This is a genomic window from Nitrospirota bacterium (assembly GCA_004296885.1).
Taxonomy (GTDB): Bacteria; Nitrospirota; Nitrospiria; order Nitrospirales; family Nitrospiraceae; genus SYGV01.
Map to the genome: position 1 here is coordinate 157,041 of SCVN01000023.1, position 19,839 is coordinate 176,879.

At 60.7% G+C, this 19,839-nt stretch carries 17 protein-coding genes and 3 tRNA genes; 7 read left to right on the forward strand and 13 right to left on the reverse strand.

Annotation, left to right across the window (positions count from 1 at the left end; translation table 11 throughout):
- Nucleotides 1-198: 198 nt before the first annotated feature.
- From asnB to EPO61_13875, 6 genes are all read right to left on the reverse strand, one after another.
- Nucleotides 199-2,259 carry an asparagine synthase (glutamine-hydrolyzing) gene (gene asnB, locus EPO61_13850; GenBank protein TAJ07059.1) on the reverse strand — a complete coding sequence of 687 codons (2,061 nt, stop codon included), beginning with the start codon at nt 2,257-2,259 and terminating at the stop codon, nt 199-201.
- On the reverse strand, nt 2,171-2,689 hold the full coding sequence (locus EPO61_13855) for a lasso peptide biosynthesis B2 protein (protein TAJ07060.1): 519 nt from the start codon (nt 2,687-2,689) through the stop codon (nt 2,171-2,173). The genes asnB and EPO61_13855 overlap by 89 nt, the downstream gene beginning before the upstream one ends.
- Entirely contained in the window at nt 2,589-2,900 is a 312-nt protein-coding gene (locus EPO61_13860; protein ID TAJ07061.1) for a PqqD family protein, read from the reverse strand. The genes EPO61_13855 and EPO61_13860 overlap by 101 nt, the downstream gene beginning before the upstream one ends.
- Nucleotides 2,901-3,038: 138 nt before the next feature.
- Nucleotides 3,039-4,124, reverse strand: a complete 1,086-nt coding sequence (locus tag EPO61_13865; protein ID TAJ07062.1) for a hypothetical protein — start codon at nt 4,122-4,124, stop codon at nt 3,039-3,041.
- Between the two features lie 9 nt (nt 4,125-4,133).
- Nucleotides 4,134-4,451, reverse strand: coding sequence for a tetratricopeptide repeat protein (locus tag EPO61_13870; GenBank protein ID TAJ07063.1), 318 nt, complete (start codon nt 4,449-4,451; stop codon nt 4,134-4,136).
- A 68-nt stretch (nt 4,452-4,519) separates the two neighbouring features.
- Nucleotides 4,520-5,293 (reverse strand): tetratricopeptide repeat protein, encoded by a 774-nt coding sequence (locus EPO61_13875; protein ID TAJ07064.1) that lies wholly within the window; start codon nt 5,291-5,293, stop codon nt 4,520-4,522.
- Between the two features lie 133 nt (nt 5,294-5,426).
- Here EPO61_13875 and EPO61_13880 point away from each other — a divergent pair, with 133 nt between their 5' ends.
- From EPO61_13880 to EPO61_13890, 3 genes are all read left to right on the forward strand, one after another.
- A complete protein-coding gene (locus EPO61_13880; protein ID TAJ07065.1) occupies nt 5,427-7,577 on the forward strand; it encodes an adenylate/guanylate cyclase domain-containing protein in 2,151 nt (716 codons plus the stop codon).
- A 68-nt stretch (nt 7,578-7,645) separates the two neighbouring features.
- Nucleotides 7,646-9,298, forward strand: a complete 1,653-nt coding sequence (locus EPO61_13885; protein ID TAJ07066.1) for a tetratricopeptide repeat protein — start codon at nt 7,646-7,648, stop codon at nt 9,296-9,298.
- Nucleotides 9,299-9,320: 22 nt separating this feature from the next.
- Nucleotides 9,321-11,540, forward strand: a complete 2,220-nt coding sequence (locus EPO61_13890) for a hypothetical protein (GenBank protein ID TAJ07067.1) — start codon at nt 9,321-9,323, stop codon at nt 11,538-11,540.
- Here the strand turns inward: EPO61_13890 and EPO61_13895 are convergent.
- Nucleotides 11,537-11,911 carry a hypothetical protein gene (locus EPO61_13895; protein ID TAJ07068.1) on the reverse strand — a complete coding sequence of 125 codons (375 nt, stop codon included), beginning with the start codon at nt 11,909-11,911 and terminating at the stop codon, nt 11,537-11,539. The two genes, EPO61_13890 and EPO61_13895, sit on opposite strands and share 4 nt — an antisense overlap.
- Nucleotides 11,889-12,326 (reverse strand): hypothetical protein, encoded by a 438-nt coding sequence (locus tag EPO61_13900; protein TAJ07069.1) that lies wholly within the window; start codon nt 12,324-12,326, stop codon nt 11,889-11,891. Before EPO61_13900 ends, EPO61_13895 begins: the two co-directional genes overlap by 23 nt.
- A gap of 156 nt (nt 12,327-12,482) precedes the next feature.
- On the opposite strand from EPO61_13900, the gene EPO61_13905 reads away from it, so the two are divergent.
- The gene (locus EPO61_13905; protein TAJ07070.1) at nt 12,483-14,183 is read left to right on the forward strand and encodes a SagB/ThcOx family dehydrogenase; all 1,701 of its coding nucleotides are present in this window, start codon (nt 12,483-12,485) and stop codon (nt 14,181-14,183) included.
- Between the two features lie 12 nt (nt 14,184-14,195).
- A complete protein-coding gene (locus tag EPO61_13910) occupies nt 14,196-15,047 on the forward strand; it encodes a hypothetical protein (protein TAJ07071.1) in 852 nt (283 codons plus the stop codon).
- Nucleotides 15,048-15,071: 24 nt separating this feature from the next.
- Here EPO61_13910 and EPO61_13915 read toward each other — a convergent pair.
- From EPO61_13915 to EPO61_13930, 4 genes are all read right to left on the reverse strand, one after another.
- Nucleotides 15,072-15,147 (reverse strand) — tRNA-Arg (locus tag EPO61_13915).
- 227 nt (nt 15,148-15,374) lie between these two features.
- Nucleotides 15,375-15,467, reverse strand: a tRNA-Ser gene (locus EPO61_13920).
- 451 nt (nt 15,468-15,918) lie between these two features.
- Nucleotides 15,919-16,008 (reverse strand) — tRNA-Ser (locus EPO61_13925).
- Nucleotides 16,009-16,268: 260 nt separating this feature from the next.
- On the reverse strand, nt 16,269-17,543 hold the full coding sequence (locus EPO61_13930) for a serine--tRNA ligase (GenBank protein TAJ07072.1): 1,275 nt from the start codon (nt 17,541-17,543) through the stop codon (nt 16,269-16,271).
- A gap of 156 nt (nt 17,544-17,699) precedes the next feature.
- Here EPO61_13930 and EPO61_13935 point away from each other — a divergent pair, with 156 nt between their 5' ends.
- Complete coding sequence (locus EPO61_13935) at nt 17,700-18,740, forward strand: PA0069 family radical SAM protein (protein TAJ07073.1); 1,041 nt, start codon at nt 17,700-17,702, stop codon at nt 18,738-18,740.
- On the forward strand, nt 18,730-19,119 hold the full coding sequence (locus EPO61_13940; protein TAJ07074.1) for a sulfurtransferase: 390 nt from the start codon (nt 18,730-18,732) through the stop codon (nt 19,117-19,119). Before EPO61_13935 ends, EPO61_13940 begins: the two co-directional genes overlap by 11 nt.
- Before the next feature lie 18 nt (nt 19,120-19,137).
- Here EPO61_13940 and EPO61_13945 read toward each other — a convergent pair whose 3' ends face one another.
- A complete protein-coding gene (locus tag EPO61_13945) occupies nt 19,138-19,773 on the reverse strand; it encodes an OmpH family outer membrane protein (protein ID TAJ07075.1) in 636 nt (211 codons plus the stop codon).
- Nucleotides 19,774-19,839 lie beyond the last annotated feature (66 nt).

Here is a 19,839-nt window from a genome sequence, read left to right on the forward strand (position 1 = left end):
CACGACTACTGGGCTGGTTACAGACAGGCCATCATCATCCTGGCCCCATCCCCGGTCTTCTGGCTGCCGGACTGGGTGAGCTTTTCAATGGGGCCATAGGTGGTCAAGCAGGGAGCCGCGTAGGGCTTTTTGGCTGGGGCGGCTTGCGCCTCGGTCTTCTCGTTCATGCTCATGCAGCTTCTCCTTACATTGGGGGCGTTAGGCAGCTGACGCGAATGTCATACTATACCAGCGTTCCGCGGCAAGAATCATCCAGGCCGGTCCGAGGGCCTCGATGTCTCCCTGAGCACAGCGACGATAGAGCTGTTCCGTCTCACCTGCGTGCACGAACCCGTCACGCGTCAGGCAGAGCGACTTGGGGGTCTGTTCGGCCCGTTCTTGGGCAAGGCTGTCACGATACAAATACGAAAAATCGGCTTTGCTCTGTCTCTGTCTGATCGAGTCAGGCAGGAGGCCCTTCATGGCCTGGCGCAAGACGAATTTCGTCTGTCCGTTTCGCCACCGTTGTTCCTCCGGGATCGCGAAGGCGAACTCGATCAGCCGGCGGTCGCAAAACGGATACCGCCCTTCCATACCCTGATGCGCTTCGAACCGGTTGCAGAATTCGTTTTCGAGAGTTCCCCATCCGCTGACCATCTGGCCGTAGATTTCTTGTTGGGCGATCGTGGGGAAAGAGGGCACGGACATCCGCCGGAGCAGCCGATCCTGCAGGCCGATGGTCCGTGCAAATTTAGGTGCGATCCAGCGGGGCACATCCCACAGAGTACGACGTTTGATCTGTGATTTGACGGAGGAGGGAATCAACGGAAACAGGCACCAGCGGAGCACGTCTAGGCCGCCCGTCCCCCCGCCGCCCCATTGGTTGGAGAGGGCGAGGTCTTGGCGGATCTGGCGCAGGAGCCGGCGCACCTTGAAGCTGCGTAGCAAGTCCGCGCAATGGCCCGAGTCGCCGGTCAGCCATTCGTCTCCCCCAAAACCCCATAAGGCAACCCGACTGCCCCGTTGCCTCGCCATCTCATAGAGCATCTGCCAGGGCGAGGTATTGGGGGAGTCGGGAAAGTCCTGAAACTGCCTGATTTGATCGGCGAGCGGGACCGGCGACCAGCGGTCCAGGCTGGCGGTATGGGCCATCGTCCCCCACATGGCGAGGGCCTCGTCGAGATAGGCGCGCTCGTCGGCCGCCGGGTGGGAGGACACAATGGAGTAGAGGTCCAGTTGGCCGGACCCTGCGGTTCCCTCGCGAGCCAGTGGCTGCGTCACGCCGAAAATGGAGGAAGAGTCGACGCCGCCGCTCAGAAAGAGGCTGACTCGCTCCTGGCTCCGCAAGCGGCAGCGAACGGCTTCCGTAAAGATGGCCTGGAAGTGTTCGGCATAGTCCCCATCGGACCGATAGCGGATGGAGTGGCCCGGGTCGATCTGGAAGTGCCGGGCGATCGTGAGTCGGCCGGATTGCAGCGTAAGGGAATGGGATGGGGGCAAGCGCAGGAGGCCCTGGTAGAGCGTGTCCTCCAGGCTGGTGATCTCGTTACTGAGATACTCTCCCAGCATGCCGAGGTTGGGGGCGTGCCGCAGGGACGGCAGGTCCAGTAACGGCCGCAATTCGGAGGCGAAGGCGAACGTCTTGCCGTCGAAGGTGTAATAGAACGGCCTGATCCCCAGCGGATCGCGGGAGCAGAAGAGTGTCCGCTCACGTCCGTCCCAGATCGCAAAGGCAAAGTCTCCGATGAGGTGCAGCGGCGCTGCTTCTCCCCAACACTCGTATGCGGCGAGCACCAGCTCGGCATCGGTGTCGTCGCGCAGGGTCAGGCCCTTGGCTTCCAACGCCGGCCGCAATTCCTCGCGGTTATCCACCCGGCCGTCGAGGGTGAGGGTCCACCGTCCGGTCCGGTCCGCGAGCGGCTGCCGTTCGCGGAGAGACTCTGGAGTGGTGCAAAGTCGGGCATGGCCGAACCCGATCGGGCCGTCGCTCCAGAGGCTGTGCCCATCAGGCCCTCGGTGGACCATCTGCGCGAGCATCCGCTCGAGCAGTGGCTTCTCGATCGGACGACCGTCACTCTGGCAGATGCCGGCGATGCCGCTCACGGTTCTCCTGTCGGGGACAGGCCCCCCGGTACGGTTATGTCTTGTCCTGCACGGTCTTGCCGGTCCACCGCGTGGGTCTCGTGATGTCTCACTGCTCGCGTGTGGAATAGAGCAGGGTATAGTGCTCGAAGCCCGCTTGCCCGAGCAGGACCCGGCCGTTCTGATCGAGCCAGGCATGGGCTTTGAAGCAGCCTCGTTCCCGCGCCACGCCAATCCGCACCTGTCCTTCTTGCCCGCGCCTCCGCAGCATGTACAGCAGCACCAGCGTTTGCCTGAGGCAGGGACCGCCGACGGGGCCGGCAAGGGCGGCTCGCTGGATCAACCAAGCCAGTCGCGGCGCATCTGTCTCGGCGCTCAAGGGCAGTCGGATTGCGCTGGATGGAACCTGTCGCAGGAACTTCAGCACCGACTGGAAGGGGATCACGAGGAGGGCGATCTCGAGCGTCCACAGCAGGCCCCAGGCTTGCCCCAGGCAGAGCGTTTCTGCCCAGGTGAGCCGGCAGAGCTTACGCAGTCGTTCCATGTTGGAGTTCAAACAGCCCCTTCTCCAGCCCAAGGGCGACGAATTTGAGCAAGTCTTCGCGGCACTGCGCTTCGGCCACTTCATATTCTTCGACCATGCGGTCCAAGACCGACTGCAGAACCTGATGTTCTTGCAATAACTGCCAGATGCGCGTGCCGACTTGGTCCAGGCCGAAATACACTCCCGTCGTCAGGTTGAGGAGCACCAGTTCTCCCTGCAGATCGCGGAACACGACTCCCTCCGCAATACTCACGCGGGAGGCTGGTGACAGCTGTGGGTCTGTGACGTTGGACATACGGCTGAAAGGGGCGTTTGAGTTGTCGATAGCGTAGGGTATCGTCCAAGCTCTCGGAAGTCAAGACAGGCGTGGGTCTCGAAGCTGTGTGACCAGCGAAAGATTCGGCCTGCCGTCCGTCGAAGGACCTGAGCGAGGTTAGCGGAGGTACGAGGCCAGGATCTCTGCCGCTTCAGCCGCTCCCGTCGGCGACGGCGGAACCTGGAGCGGGGCAGGCAGGGCCCGCAACGTATCGAGCGATGAGCCCCAGTGGCCCGCCTCGAAATCCTGCATGGACAGTTGCAGCGCCCGTCCATATTGGTGAAGAAACTGCACCAGGTATTCTTCTTCCGCGAAGTCATACCGCCTGACATAGAGGGTGGGTTTCCCCATGGCCACGGCCTCGACGGTCATGTTGTACCCAGGCTTCGTGACAATCATATCGGCCGAGGCCATGAGGGTGTCGAACGAAAGGGGCAGCGATTTCGCTGAACGCAGGCGGGAGTAGCCGGATGGCACGGATTCGCCGACGATAAACCGATAGCCCTGGAGCGCGTTGAGCCGGCTGAAGGGCAGGCGGTTCAGGGCGATGCCCCCGAAGCCAATCAGGACCAGGCAGTCATCCGGCTGAGCCACCAATTCCTCGTTGAGTCGAGCGCGGTCGGAGACCAGCGGTCGCACAATGGGCGCGATGTCGATTTGATTCGGGAAGGCGGGAAAGGGCATGCCGGGGGTGACCCGAATCAGCAGATCCGCATGACTGTATGCTTGCTTGATCTGTTGGAGCACCCCAGCCTGTCGGATATCACCCGGCGTCATAAGCGGCTCCAGTATCTGGTCCCAGGACAAGCTGGACATTGCAATCGTCGGCAGGCCGGCCCGCGCTCCCGCTTCGACGGCCAGATGGGAAATATTCGACAGCAGCATGGCCGGCGATCGGGCCAGAATGGCGCGGGTTTCTTCCTCGACCCGAGTCTCCCACTGGTCGTGAAACCGTTGTGTCTCGGCCCAGGTGGCGTCGTGGTCGATGTGGAGCGGCCCTTCCTGCACGCACCCTACGTCCTGCTGTTGTCGGGTGAGTTCCCAGGGAATCTGGATGAACCCCTCGAAGAACTGGCGAGGCAGGGTGGTCCGGAGCAAGGCCTTGATCCCGGAGACACTCTTTCCAAGTTCGTTGAGCACCGGCGCCACTTGCGCGGCATGCCCGAACCCATGGCCTGAGATGGAGCACCAGATCAACGGCATGCGGAAGGACTATCCGAGCATCTGGAGCAGGGCGCGCAGTTCCGGGACCAGATCGACCCCGCCGGAGGATCGGCCCGACTGGGCTGCGTCGATGCCGGCTTGTAAGATCGGCCTGGCGTCGTCCTTCCGTCCGAGCTTCACGAGGGCGCGGCCCAGGGCCAGGTGGGAGGCGACATGCGTCGGATCCAATTGAACGGCGACCTGTAGATGCTCGGCCGCTTCGGACAGGTTCCCGCCTTCCTGCAGCAGCTTATTGCCCAGTCCGTAGCGTCCCAAGAATCCCTTCGGATTTTTGGTTACCATCTGGCGAAAGGCGTCAATATCCACAGGCCTGTCCTCCTCCTGTACTGTCGCGCGGCATCATAGCATGAGGCGTCGCCGGCCCTCCACAGCGATTACCGCTTGAATCGGGTTTGCCGCAGAACTGCCAGGCGAGCTTCATCTGCCGCCGTCTGCGTGAGACGATACCGGCTGTTGACGAGGACCACCCGCTCCAGGCATCGAATGGCCGAGAGCCGATCGCCCCGCTGTTCGTAGAGTGAGGCCAGGAGGCGCAGCACCGAGGCCTCGCCCGGTTCGTTGCCGAGTTTGATGAAGTGTTCCGAGGCGTTGTTGAGACATTTTTCGGCCTGATCGTTCCGGCCTGCCGCCAGAAAGGTCCGGCCGAGTTGACTGTAGGTCACGGCCAGCCCGTCTTCGTCCCCCACGACGCGATGGGAGTCCAGGGCTTGTGTGAAGGCGGCGATCGCTTCTTCATGGCGATGGGCGGCCGCTTCCTGGAGCCCCAGGTTCGAATAGAGGATGCCGAGCGCCCGATGGTCCTGGATCGGCGTCAGCATGTCCAATGCTTCGAGGTAATAGGGCCGCGCCAACTCCGGATGGCCTGCCTCGGCCTGGACATTGCCCAAGTTCACCAAGGTTTGCCCGATGGCCCGCGGGTCCGGGTCGGCTCGCTGGATGGCCAGGACTTCCCGGTAGTATCGGTCGGCCTCGTCGAGCGCTCCCAGCATGGCGCAAATGTTCCCGAGGTTGCCGAGCGTGTCGGTGAGCGGCGGCACGAGGCCGCAAGCCCTGTCCTCCGCGAGCGCCAGTTCAAACCAGTGTCGGGCTTGCACGAGATCGCCGCGGTGCAGGAAGATCTTGCCTTTTTCCTTGTGAGCCTCCGCCATGATGGTTAGGATAGGGCGGAGCGAGGGCGAAATCCAGCTTCATGTTCGACGTTGACCGTCCGGCCGACGCGCGCGGAGTTCGACGCGCGGTGATCGATCGTGGCACGGTTGCGTATCCGTCCCGGAGTGCCTCATGGCCCGTATCTGGCTCGGAAAAACCCAGGTCATTCATACGCTCGCTTTGTGGCTTGCGATATTGGTCGCCGGCACGATCATGGTTCTTTCCTGGATCGGCCCGGGGCCTCTGATCCGACTTGAAAACGACTTGCTCGACTTCCGGTTCAAGCTGCGGGGCGAGCGCCAACCCGGGGACGACATCATCGTCGTGACCGTGGATGAAAAAAGTCTGAAGGAAGTCGGGCGGTGGCCCTGGTCTCGCGACAAACAGGCCCAGCTGGTCCGCACGATCGCTGCCGATAAAGCCAAGGTGATCGGCCTCGATATCATTTATTCCGAAGCGGAGGTGACGGAATACCTGCGGGGCTTGCAGGAGCTGATCGCCGCCGCCAACACTGCCGCTGGCCCCCCGGCCTCCTTCACCGGTCTTCTCCGGCAGAAGCTTGCGGAAGCGGACACGGACCGGCAATTCGCCGCCAGCCTCCGGGAGGCCGGCAACGTCGTGCTGGCGCTCCCCTTGTTGGTGCCCGAATCCGGAGCGGGTTCACGGAGTCGCACGAAAGAAACGCTTCCCCCCGAATACCTCAAGAAGCACCTGTTTATGCTTGTGAGGCAGGCCAAGGGAGGAAAGGCGTTGGAGCCGCAACGGGCCGCGGATGCCGATCCGCCGCTCAAGCCCTTCGCCGATCAGGCGCTGAGCCTCGGGCATGTCTACAGCCTGCCCGATGTGGATGGGATCACCAGATATGAGTACCTGGCGATTTCCTATGGGACCGAGGACGACTACTATCCCTCATTGGGGCTGGAGATCGCCCGGCTCTATCTCGATGTTCCCCGCGATCGGATGTCGCTGACGCTGGGAGAGGGCGTGCGAGTGGGCGATCGGCTCATCCCCACGGACCAAAAATCCAGGATGCTCATCGATCATGTGGGCCGAGAGGCCAGCTTCCGATACGTCTCGGCGACCGATGTCATTCATCAGCGCTTCCCGCCGGGGACTTTTTCGGGCAAGGCGGTGCTGGTCGGCACGTCGGCACTCGGCACGTACGACCAGAAGAGCACTCCCTTCTCGGCCAATTTTCCTGGGGTCGAGAAGAATGCCGCCGTGGTGGAGAATATTATCCATGGCCGGTTTCTGGAGAAGGGCATCTGGGCCGGACCGCTCGATCTCGGTCTCATCGCGGCCTTCGGATTGACCCTGGGCTTTGTTCTGCCGCGCCTCAAAGCCCTGCCAGGGGTCCTGGTCGCCTTCGCCGCCCTCGCCGGCTACGCGCTGACCGCCCAGTATCTCTTCATCGAGCACGGGGTCTGGCTGGACGTGGTCTATCCGATGCTGACGATTGCGATCACGTTCACGGCCATCACGGTGCTCCGGTTCATGACAGAAGAAAAACAAGCCAAAGAGGTCCGGGCCATGTTTTCGAGCTACGTGAGCCCGCGGATCGTGGAGGAATTGATCAAGGACCCCGCCAAGGCCAGGCTGGGCGGCCAACGGAAAGAGTTGACGATGTTGTTTTCGGACGTGGCCGGGTTTACCGCGTTCAGCGAAAAACATTCAGCGGAAGAGGTCGTGGCCCAGCTGAACGAATACCTCGGCGCGATGACGGACGTCATTTTTCGGTGGAACGGCACGCTCGACAAGTTCGTCGGCGACGCCATTGTCGTCTTCTGGGGAGCCCCGCTCGAACAACCCAACCACGTGGAGTTGTCCATCAAATGTGCGCTGCACATGCGGAAGCGACTGGAGGAGTTGCAGGAGAAGTGGAAGGCGGAAGGGAAGGTGCCCTTCGAGAACGGCATCGGAATCAACACCGGCCATGCCGTGGTGGGCAACATCGGGGCCGAAGGAAAAAAGATGGACTACACGATGATCGGCGATCACGTCAATCTGGCGGCTCGAGCAGAAGGGCTCACCAGAAAGTTCGGCTGCCCCATCGTGATCACCGAATACACGGCGGAGCGTCTCAAGCAGTTGATGGGCGCGGAAGAAAACCAGGACAATCGAGGGCGGATCAGCCACATCGATCTGCGCAAGCTGGGCGCAGTCAAAGTGAAAGGCAAGGATCAGCCGGTCGTCGTATATGGGCTGGGTTCGTTGGGCCGGGATCAAGCGTCCGTGGTCGCCGAGGACGCGTCAGAGGAAACGTTGGAGATGACGGAGAAGTGACATATTCAATATTTGTTTTGATTGGCCCTTTATCGCGCTAATATCGCTTCTATTTTCGGAGTTGAGCAATGATATGTGTGCGCCGTCCCAGAGGTAATGTCATCCTGCTTTCGTCTCTCGGACTCGGACTGATCCTGCTTTTCTTTTGGTGCCCCGTGACGGCTGACGCCCAATCCGATGCGGGCAGTGAGGCGGCCAACGCGCCGACGGCCGACGAGGATGTCGAAACCTACGAGTTGAAGTTCTCGAGGGGATTGGTTGAATTCGGGCGGGGAAACTACGAGGCGGCCGAAATTTATTTCGACTTGGCGCTTGAGGGGAAGCCCGGCGACCCGGAGGCCAGCTACTACCTGGGCCAAGCTCTGTTGCGGCAAAGCAAGCTGGAGGACGCGGAAGACGTGTTCCGCGACATGGTGGAGGCGAACCCGGAATCCGGGAAGGCTTGGCTGGGCATCGGCATGGTGCAATACAATCGCGGCGAGTACCAGGAGGCCCTGACCAGCCTGGCCGCAGCCGAAAAGCTCATGCCCACCGACGCCCTGGTGTACTACTTCCAGGGTTTGGCTTACCACGATTTGCAGGATTTCGATAAATCACCCGGGCGGTTCCTCCGCGCCATGACCCTCAGTCCGGATCTGGCCCCCACGGCTCAATATTACAGCGGCGTGGCCTTCTTCAAGCGCGGCGCAATGGACGAAGCCAAAACCTCGTTCGAATCAGCCATTGCCGCCGGTGGAGACACGGAGCAGGTCCGCATCTCCAAAGAGTTGCTGACTCAAACCGTCAGTCAGATGCCGGCTGGGCCGCGCAAGTGGAGCGCGAGTTTCAACCTCGCTGCGGAATACGACACCAACGTCGTCGTCCTTCCCAGCGGCACCTCGCCTCCGGCCGGCAGCACCGGTATTTCCAGGCAGAAGGACTATCGGACCGTCATGAACGCCAACCTCGAATATCGCGCGATCCAGACGGATACCTGGACGATCGGCTCGACGATGGGCGTGTACCAGAGCTTTCACCGGACCTTGAGCGGATTCGACGTGGAGGACTTCAACCCGACTTTTTACATCAGACGTCAGATAGGACCAGTCCAGGCAACGGCTTCCTATCTATACAATTACACCTTGGTCGGCCGCTCTCCTTACTTGATCGCACACACGGCCCAGACGACTTTTTCCGTGACGGAAACGCCCTGGACCTTTACGCAGGTGGCGTTCCGGTTTCAAAACAAGGACTTCCAGGACGGGCGGTTCCTCCTCAACTCCGCCCGTGACGGCAAGAACTGGCTGGCTGGACTCACGCAATATTTGTTGTTTGCGGAAAACCAGGGCCGTTTCCGGCTCGGCTATACCTACGACACGGACAATACGGGCGGTGGGTCGCCCGACGTGGCCGCCTTACCGGGAACAGCGGAAAATGCGGACTGGGACTATATCGGGCATCGGTTTTCGGTCGGGCTGGAATTGCCCCCGATCTATACGGTGGAAGCCGATCTGGCCTTTGATTTTTACCGGCAAAACTACGAAAACCCCAACACACTCTCCGCGAACGGGTTGATCAAGCGCCGCGATAATATCTATGCCTTCACCGGGGCCCTGACGCGAGAAGTAAACAAATACTTTGCCCTCTCTCTCCAATATGCCTATACCCGCGACGAGAACAATATTCAGGCCTACGACTACAACCGAAGCATTTATTCTCTCATTCTGAACGGGACATTCTAGCAACAGGACCTGCCTCGGCAGCATGCAAAGCTCCTGCGGAGCGACAATTCTCAGTTCGCCGGCCAAAATTTGTCTTTATCTGCCTCCTGACCTATGTAAATCGTGGGTGCGGAGAGGCGAAATCTCCTGCCTTGATAAGCCTTTCGAGAAATTTCACCTTTGGTTTGAATGGGAATGGAACTTGCTGTATCTTGACTCAGTAAAGTTTAATCTTACCTCTAAAAAAGCGGCTGTCAGACCAGGAGGGGGTATGGGCAATCATCGGGCAGGCGGCTACATCTCAGGTTTGTGGGTCGCCCTTGTCATGGTTGGGACTCCTTCGGTCACAGTGGCTGCGGATTCGGAGGCGGGCATCGGGGTTGTCACGGCGGTCCAGGGCAACGTGACCGTGGATCACCCAGACCCGGCGCCGGCGGTACAGGTCAAGCTGCAAGACAACGTGTTGTTCAAGGACGTGATCGTCACTCAAAAAGAATCCAGAACCAAGGCGCTCCTGGACAACGAAAGCCTTCTGACCATCGGCGAAAACAGCCGGGTCGAAATCACCGAACATATCTACGATCCCAAAGAGAACAAGCGCAGCGTTGTGGTCAAGCTGATCGAGGGGAAGCTGCGCGCCTTGGTCGGCAAGGTCTTTTCAGAAGCCGGCAACAAGTTTGAAATCCACACCTCGAGCGCAGTGGCCGCCGCTCGCGGGACGTATTTCGTCGTCTGGTCGGAAGGGGGCCAGAGCGGCATCGCCAACATCGGCAACTCCGGAAAAGTCGATTTTACCTCCGGGGGCAAGACCGTCACCGTGGCTCCGACCCAATTTTCAGCTGCCCCTCCCGGGGCGCCGCCGGCTCCCCCTGCGCCATCGGCTTCGCCTGGCGCGCCGGCGATTGTGAACGCCTCGGTGCAGGGAACGGTTTTAACCGATGCGCCGAAAGGTGAATCAGGCGGCCAGGCGGTGCAGACGGTTACCGCGGCGCGACAGGCAGCGCGGACCACAAGTACGCAGGTGCAGCCCACGGAACAGACAACGACTCAGACACAGCCCACGGAGCAGGAAAAGACTCAGACGCAAGAAACCGAGGATTCCAAAAACAAGACCGACAAGGCCAAACGCGACGCAGCAAAACTGAAAGCCGAACAGGCCAAACGGGAACAGCAACGCTTGCGCGCCGCCCAACAAGGCAGGCAACAATCCAGTGACCAGGCCCGTTCGCTGGCCAGAACCCTGCAGCAGGAACGACAGCAAGCCAGGCAAGAACGGCAAGCGGCTAGGGCGCGAGGGGAAACTCTGCCTCGGAACGTGGAGCGGGCGCAGCGGCAAGCGCAAGTCGCCCGACTGGTCGCGTCAGGGGATCGTCAGACAGCCATTCGGCTGGTCACAGTAGGACGGCAGGGTGACTTCGGTGGACGGGGCGGAAACGTTGGAGGAGGAGACAGCAGCGGGCAGGGGGGCGGGGTTGCGCAAGGCCTCGCTCAAGTTCAAGTCGGCGGAGACCAGGGTAACGCTGCTTCAGGTGGTAGCCAGGGGCAGGGACAGGGTAGTGGGCAAGGGCAGGCCTCTGGCGGGCAGGGAATAGGGAGCAGTCAGGGGGCCAGCTCTCAAACGGCTCAGTCAGGCGGCCAATCCCAAGGGTTACAAGGAACCGGATCTGGCCAGGGTGGGCCATTGGCCTCAAGCGGGAGCGGGCAAAGCTCAGGTCCCGGTGCTGGACAAGGCTTCAGTTCCGGTAGTGGCCAGGGAGCCCAAGGAGCCCAGGTGGCTTCGACCGGTAACGTGGGAAGTCAGGGTTCCGGGTCAGGCAGTGGGCAAGGCGGAGGACAGAGCGGGAGCTCGGGCCAGTCTTCTGCCCCCCCCAGCACAGGCGCCGGTCGTACAACCTCGTTCTTCGGATTTAGCGGAGCGGGACGGGTTGGGTCCCTCCCATCTGTAACTCCTCCGTCCAGCATTTCCGGGGCTGCCGACAATATCATTTTTGCCCAAGAGGCGGCGGCGGGGAGCTCGAATTCATCCGGTTCGTCGAACAATAGCTCGGGAGGGGGCTCATCTTCTTCCAGCGGCAGCTCATCTTCCAGCGGTAGTTCTTCCTCGAGCAGCAGTTCGTCCTCCAGTGGTAGTTCGTCCTCGAGCAGCAGCTCGTCTTCGAAAAGCGGCTCAGACACCAAGGTCACTGGCACATCCAGCGGTGGCAAGTCTAACCGCACGATCAATGAAGATTTTACTCGAAATCGGCGCGGACGGGGTCGCTAAGGGGTCTTCGCCGGGGCTGACAACGCAACTTCGACTTCCACCGTTCCATCCGGATGCCGCGCAACTTTCGTGATCCGGAATCCTTTCACCGCCGCGCCAACCTTCACTGGTCCCCGATAGTCCAGCGGCGCGGCCCGGCCGCTTCTCTGAGCCAGCTTGCGGATCGCATCTACGAACGCGCCTCGTTCTGCCATGGCTTTGGCCTGCGTGGGTGAGGAGGCGTTGCGGGGGGGATGTCCCAGGCCAATTGCGGTGAGCAGGAGGGCAGGAGTCTCGGCCTGAGTTTCTTGCGCCGCAAGCGACGGCATGGGCGAGAGCCAACCGAGCAGGCCCAGCAACAGCCAGAAACTAATCCCCGCCTTTGATGGCATCCTTGTCATATTCTGCTCCATGGTCATCCTCCTTGGTCAGCCCCAGCCCGCCATGGAATGATTCTCGCAACGCCCGGACTTGCCTGAGACCATTATCCTCGGTCTCGGTTGGCCGGCCGAATCGCGCCAGGTAGTGGTTGCAGAGATCCAATCCACGCCGAAAATGAAGGGGGATCGTCTCTTCCGTGACCTGTTGCCAGGTAATGTAAATTAGGAATTCTTGGAATGATTGGGCATCGGCATGGGTTCGTCCGAGTTCCTGAAGTGTCATGTAGGCGGCTTTGGCCTCCGATCCGGCACTCGCGGAGAACGTGTTTTCCGCCGCGACGGCTGTTTCTGCGTCCGGACCCAAGAGGCCCGATTCCAAGGCCTGCTTGAACGCCACCTGGGCGGCAATTGCCGGGTCGAAATTCATGTCCTGTGCGCCTCCTCCTGTTGAGCATACGCAGCCGGTCTTTGTCCGTCAATGAGCAACAGCCAGCATTTTACTTTCCTTCGGTGGCCTTGTAGACTCACGCCACACACGCGTGCGTCTTCTGATTGCAATCGTCCCACGCTCTATTGAGTCGCCATGAATAGTCTGGAACCAGTGCTCCATTACCATCAGGCAACCAAGCACCATTTCCATCGTTTTGCACGCTCCCTCGGCTATCTGGATTGGGCCAATCAGCCGAACCCATTCCGACGCTATGAGGGGGCTCCGCTCATCTCTCTGCCAAGACTCACCGCAAACGAACAGCCGGCGTCTCCACCTTATGAAAATCTCTATCGCGCAGGGGCCGTTCCAAGCCAACCTGTGACCCAGCAGGCTCTGTCCCGATTCTTCGAATACGCGTTGAGCCTGACGGCCTGGAAGCAGGCGGGGGAGAGCAGCTGGGCCTTGCGCAGCAATCCGTCCAGCGGCAACCTGCATCCGACCGAAGGCTATGTCCTGACCGGGCCGGTGTCCGGCCTTGCACAGACCTCCGGACTCTACCACTATGCGCCGAAGGAGCATGGATTGGAACGGCGGACCGATTGGTCCGACGCATCGTTTGCACGCCTGCTGCAGCCGTTTCCCCAAGGAACGTTCCTGTTCGGACTTTCTTCCGTCCACTGGCGTGAGGCATGGAAGTATGGAGAGAGGGCCTTCCGGTATTGCCAGCATGACGTGGGCCATGCCATCGGCACGGCGCGCATCGCCGCGGCGGCGTTAGGCTGGAGGGCGGTGTTGTTGGATGGAAGCTCCGACGATCAGATCACGGCGCTGCTCGGCTTGGACCGGCCGCAAGACTTTGACGGAGCCGAACGCGAACATCCCGATTGTTTAATGGCTGTCTGGCCAGGCGAACCGCCCATCTCCTCGATGGCCGGCATCCCTCTGTGCCTTGATTCGGAATCGCTCCGAGTCCCGACCGGTTGCACATGGTACGGGAAGGCCAACCGGCTCAGCCATGATGAGCCGGTTTCCTGGGCCATCATCGACGAGGTGGCGACCGCCTCATGGAAGACGACAGTGGAGCCGGGCCTGCTGGCTCTGCCGGCGATTGTGGCAGAGGGCGGACCATGCACGGGCAATCCATACGATCCAAGCCGGCTCTCCGCCGGCCAGATCATCCGCCAGCGGCGCAGTGCGGTGGCGTTCGACGGCAAGACCGCCATGCCCGCCGCAACTTTTTTTACGATGCTTTCTCGGGTGATGCCGCTGGCCCAGGGACCGGTGCTTCAACGGCCTGTGCCCTGGGACTGTCTTCCCTGGGAGCCGACCATCCATCTGCTGCTTTTCGTCCACCGGGTAGAGGGGATAGCCTCCGGCCTCTACTGTCTGGTCCGTGATCAAGCCAAAACCGATTGGCTCAGGCAGGTCATGCATGATTCCTTCACATGGACCAAGCCGCAGGGCTGCCCCAACGCGCTCCCGCTCTTTCTGCTGCAGGAAGGAGATGCGCGGCGATTGGCCGCTCAAGTCAGCTGTGGCCAGGAGATTGCCGGCGACAGCGCCTATTCGCTGGGAATGGTGGCGGAGTTCGACTCCAGCTTGCACCGTCATGGCCCCTGGTTCTATCGTCGATTATTCTGGGAAACCGGACTGATCGGGCAGGTGTTATATCTGGAGGCGGAGGCGGCCGGCCTGCGCGCCACGGGAATCGGCTGCTATTTCGATGACCCCGTGCACCAGACCTTCGGGATCAAGGACCAAGCCTTGCAATCGCTTTACCACTTTACCGTCGGCGGGCCGGTCGAAGATTCCAGGCTGACCACGCTCCCGCCGTATGGGCCGCAGACGCAATGAGGGGTATGCAGGATGTTCAAGATTAAGAAACGGGCCGCTGCCGCCGGAAAATCTCCGGTCCTCTACAACATCATCGAGGACTATACGGAGTTCGATGCGCCCGGCAACGTGACTCTGTGCGCGATGACGGAGCCGGAGGACCTGCCCGGCCATGCCCGAGTCCTCTCCGAGAGCTACGCAGTCCCGATCGATGCAATGACGAGGCTGCTTACCGAGGGCGGAGTCTACGTCTATCCGCAGGAAGGCGTATTGGTGACGCGAGGATTGTTTGCGTGCCAGCTCGATGTCGCCGGGAAAGGGCCCAAGCAGACCTGGGTCTTGGACGTTATGCAGTATGCGGAGGCGGAGCAGTTGACGCGGGCGTATGGGCTCAGCCTGGAAGAAGCAGCGGCGAGAGTGTTCCGCCGGACCCTGCCGCCTGAGCTCCAGGAACGGCTCAGGCAGCCGAACATTGGGCTCGACTATGCCAAGCTCGACCGGGCCGTGGCCAAGGGCGGCAATGTGAAGTATATCGATTTCAGGAAGGACTGGTCCCCACACTTCAAGCGGCTCTGCATCATGCCGGACGGCAAGCTGGTGGAGACCGGCGGCATCGAAGAATTTTCATCCTTGCACGGGATCACGCCCGCACAGGCCAAGCAGCTGTTGGAGGCCGGGGGCATCTTGGAAGTGGAGGAGGAGGTCCTGGCCTGCCAGGTGGTGAACGGCCAGCCGGCCGTGGCCCGGTTCAACCGTCACCAGTATGCCAAGGCGAAAGAGCTCGTGCAGAGCAAGGGTATGCATGTGATGGATGCGCTCAGCGAGGTGGGGCTGAGCGACCCGGCTTTAATGCGCTCCCTGCGTCGTCTGGAACGGCAGTCTTAAGGCTGGGCAATGGGAATGGATGAGTGGTGCGCCCGGAGGGAGTCGAACCCCCAACCCCTAGATCCGTAGTCTAGTGCTCTATCCATTGAGCTACGGGCGCGTCTTGGTGCCTGGACCTTATACAGGTCTTTGTATCGGGGGGTCAAGAGAAGTGGGGCAGGCTTAAAGGAACGGGAAAGCCGACGGTTCACCAAAAGGTTATCCGCCCTTCACCGGGCAGGGCAAAAGCTCTCCGGCCGCATGTGAGCGAAGCGACCGAGGCGATTGGTTGGAGCAAAATCAGCTGCGGATCGCGATCAGAAGCGCTCCCGCCAAGCAAGCTCGGGATGGCGGAGAGGGCGGGATTTGAACCCGCGACAGAGCTTTTGGCCCTGTGCCGGTTTAGCAAACCGGTGCCTTCGGCCACTCGGCCACCTCTCCGCATCGGCTGTCTCCGGATCGACTTGGTTATCGGTGCGTTTGGCTGACGTTCGCTATCTGGTCCCGGGGGACTCGCACCCCGGACCGCGCCCCCTCATGAGGGCTCACCCTTATACCATGCTTGGCCGTGAGAGGGAAGAAATAGGAACGGAAGGATGTTCCGTTGGGCTCAATGATATGGGTCAACAGCCGAACGCTCCAACGGAAAATATTGGAGGTATTCTCCGGCGGCACAATTCATATCATAGCCAGAAATACACTTGAGGTGTTTCTCCGTTGACCTCAATAGATAGGTCAACGGCTACAGCAAGCTGGGCGTGGCGGAGGGGGCGGCATTCGAGGTCGCGGAGCGACACCTTGTCATGGCCATGAAGCAGCATTGCCGGTTGGTACGGCTGGCGCGGCACTGCCTGTCGGCTGGTGAACCGACGGCTTCTGTCGCGCCAAGTCATGGCGGAGGGGGTGGGATTCGAACCCACGGTCGAGTTACCCCGACTCTGGTTTTCAAGACCAGCGCTTTCGGCCACTCAGCCACCCCTCCATACCACACTTCGTGTGAGCCGGCGGCTCAGTATCGTTTTATCGCAATTGATGCCGCCGGAGAAAACCTTCAAACAATTGCACCTTCGATAATTGCCCGGCCCTTCGATCACATGGGCCGGGAGAAGTATTTTGCCGCCAGTGAAATACTATGCCAAGCTTCGCTTGAACCGTCGCGTTCGAGCAAATCGCGGCGGAGATTTACATTCAACTGTCAGGTAAAATATTGCAGGCGACGTTTCGACGTGAACGGCTGCCCTGTTAGCTTTTCGAAATCCGCTCCGTGCCGCCCATGTATGGCCGCAAGACATCTGGGATCATGACGGACCCGTCTGCCTGCTGGCCGTTCTCAAGAATTGCGACCAGAGTCCGGCCCACGGCCAGACCCGAGCCATTCAAGGTGTGGAGGAAATCGTTCTTGCCGTTGGCTCGTTTGAAGCGGATACCGGCACGTCTGGCCTGAAAAGCTTCAAAATTGCTGCAAGAGGAAATTTCCCGGAACGTCTTCTGGGAGGGGAGCCAGACTTCTAGGTCGTAGGTCTTGGCTGCGCTGAAGCCCATGTCGCCGGTGCAGAGAGCCATGACCCGGTAGTGCAAGCCCAGGCCCCGGAGCACCGCTTCGGCGGCAGCCGTGAGTCGCTCCAATTCCTCGTAAGAGTCCTCCGGTTTCGCAAACGCCACCAGTTCCACTTTATTGAACTGATGCTGTCGGATCAGCCCTCGGGTATCCTTCCCATAGGAGCCGGCTTCACGACGGAAGCAGGGCGTATGGGCGGTGTATTTGATGGGGAGCTGCGCCTCCGTGACGACTTCCTCGCGATGCAGGTTCGTGAGCGGCACCTCGGCTGTCGGGATCAACAGATAGTCGTCGTCGCGCAGCCTGAATAAATCTTCTTCAAACTTCGGAAGCTGGCCTGTGCCGGTCATAGCCGCTCGATTCACCATGAAGGGGGGGAGTACCTCACGATACCCATGCTCCGTCGTATGCAGGTCCAGCATGTAGTTGATCAACGCCCGCTCCAGTCTTGCCCCAAGGCCGGTGAGTACCGCGAATCGCGCGCCGGCGATCTTGGCGGCCCGTTCAAAATCCAGAATGCCCAGTGCTTCACCAAGTTCCCAATGGGGTTTTGGCGCGAAGGAGAGCGCTGGGGCCGAGCCCCAGCGCCGCACCTCCACATTCGCCGTTGCATCCGGCCCGACCGGGACGGACTGGTGGGGGAGATTGGGAATGCGGAGCGCCATGTCCTGGACCCGCTCATCCACCAGGCGGAGACTCTCTTCGCCTTCTTTAATACGATCGCCCACAGCCTTCATCCGGACCATAGCCTCGTCTGCCGGCTGCTTCTCGCGCTTGAGCCGCCCGACTTCATCGGAACCCTTCTTGAGCTGGTGCCGAAGATCTTCCACCTGCGTCATCAGACGGCCGCGCTCCTGCATCAGCTTGCGCAGGTCGTCCCAAGGCACATCTCCGGCACGCAGGCCGAGCTGGGCCTTCAGCCCATCCAAGTTTTCACGAAGGAGCCGCATATCGTGCATGGGCTCGGATGTTACGTGAGGACCGTGGAATCGTCAATGGCTGAGCCGGTACCGGCAAGGTTGTCGGAGTAGAGGTCCTCCGGAGCGCGTATCCCAGAGGCGCTGTCCTTGAGCCGACCTTGACAAGGCCGGCCCGGGAGAGGGAGCATAGGGGCCGTGCGAACCGTCTCCAACCCCCCGAACCCGTTTGAGTCGCGGCATCGCCATCTCCTCGAACCTGCACCTCATGCACAACTTCAGGTATTCGATGATTCAACGAGAGAAATATTGAGTTCCAATGACAGTCCCGATCTGCCATTCCGTTGGAGCCTGAACCCCTACCGAGGTTGTTCCCATGCCTGCGCCTACTGTTATGCCAGGCCGACTCATGAATATTGGGGCTTCGGGGCCGGAACGGATTTCGACTCCAAGATCGTCGTCAAGCGCGAGGCCCCTGCGTTGCTCCGGCGGACTCTCCTGAAACCATCATGGCAGGGCGAACTGATCGTGTTTTCCGGCAACACGGACTGTTACCAGCCGCTGGAAGCCGCTTATGGGCTGACCAGGGCTTGCCTGGAGGTCTGCGCAGAATTTCGCAATCCGGTGGGTCTCATTACCAAGGCGGCGTTGATTACCCGCGACCTTGACGTGCTGACGCGATTGCACGACCAGGCCTGGGTCCAGGTCTATTTCAGTATTCCCTTCGCCGACAATGAGACGGCGCGGAAGGTGGAACCGCAGGCGCCGTCGACCGTAAAACGGTTCGAGGCCATGCGGCGTCTCTCGGAAGCGGGCATCCCCACGACGATCTCCATCGCCCCGGTGATCCCGGGGCTCAATGAAGACGATATTCCGGAACTGCTCGCCAGGGCCCGCGAGGCGGGGGCCGTCAGTGCGACCTTCGTCGTGCTTCGCCTGTCCGGCAGCGTCGAGCCGGTGTTCCTGGAGCGGATGACCGCGGCTTTTCCTGACCGCATCAAGAAGATTACCAACCGGATGAAAGAAGTCCGGGGTGGGAAGCTCTCAGAGGGACAGTTCTTCAAGCGGCATACGGGCGAAGGCACCTATTGGAACATGATCGAACGCCTGTTCGAGGTCGGCTACAGGAAGGCGGGGTTTCAGGACGATGCGGTGAGACCCGTGCCGCACAGTTTCCGCAGGCCTGGACCGGCACAACTAGCCCTGTTCGAAGGCGAGGAGGAGCTTAGTGAAACATAATCCGGGGTTTCTGGAGCTCGTAGAGCGGGCCAAGCAGCGGATCAAGGAATGTACCGTCGCCGAGGTCAAAGCCAAACTGGATCGAGGAGAGCCGATGCACTTCCTGGACGTTCGGGAGGATCACGAATTCGCCAAGGACCACGCGAAGGGGGCCAGACACCTGGGACGGGGCATTCTTGAGCGGGACATCGAAGGGCTTATCCAAGACAAGCAGGCGCCGATCATCCTCTATTGCGGGGGCGGGTACCGGTCGGCACTGGCGGCGGAAAGCTTGCAGCATATGGGCTATCGTCGCGTGGTCTCGATGGCGGGGGGGATCAAGGCTTGGCGTGACGCAGGTTTTCCTCTTGAGCGGGGGGGAGGGCCGGGCGCCGCCTGACGGCGGCGCCTCGATGCCTTACTTCACCGGATTGAGTTTATCGAATTCCTTGATCACTTGGTCGGTCAAGTCGATCGTGTCCTTGTTGTAGATGACGATCCGCAAGGTCTGTTCGCTGCCCTTGTCGACAATCACACTGAACCCGCCGCGCTCCGCCACGGCCTTGGTGGCGACGGCAATCCGTTTCATATAGTCGTCCACCATTTCCTTTTGCTTGCCTTGGAGGTCCTGGTTGAACTCCTGCGCTTGCTTCTGATAGTGCTGAATCTTGGCGCGAAACTGTTCCTCCATGGCCTTCTTTTCCTGATCGGACAGCTTCGATACCTGATCTTTCATTTTGCTCTCGAACGCCTTGAGCTCTTCCTCGTCGGTCGACAGGACTTTCTGTCTCGTGCGGGCGTACTCTTTGAGCGCATCCAGCGACCGCTTGCCGGACTTGGATTTTTCCAGCACTTCTTGCGGATCGAGCACGCCCATTTTGAACGCATCGGCAGCCAATGCGGGCGACGGGCCCATGACCATGAGGACGCAGGCAAAGACGGCCATCAATGCCAGCATTGCTATTCCCGCTGTTCGCTTCATCATAACCGCATGACTCCTTTTCCTTGGTGCCGATTCTGAGCCAAACGACAGGGGTCGATCGCCCCTGCACATTGCCTGGAATTCGCGCGAGAATAGCCGTAGCGGTCGGCTGTGTCAAGTTCTTCATCCGGTCCGATA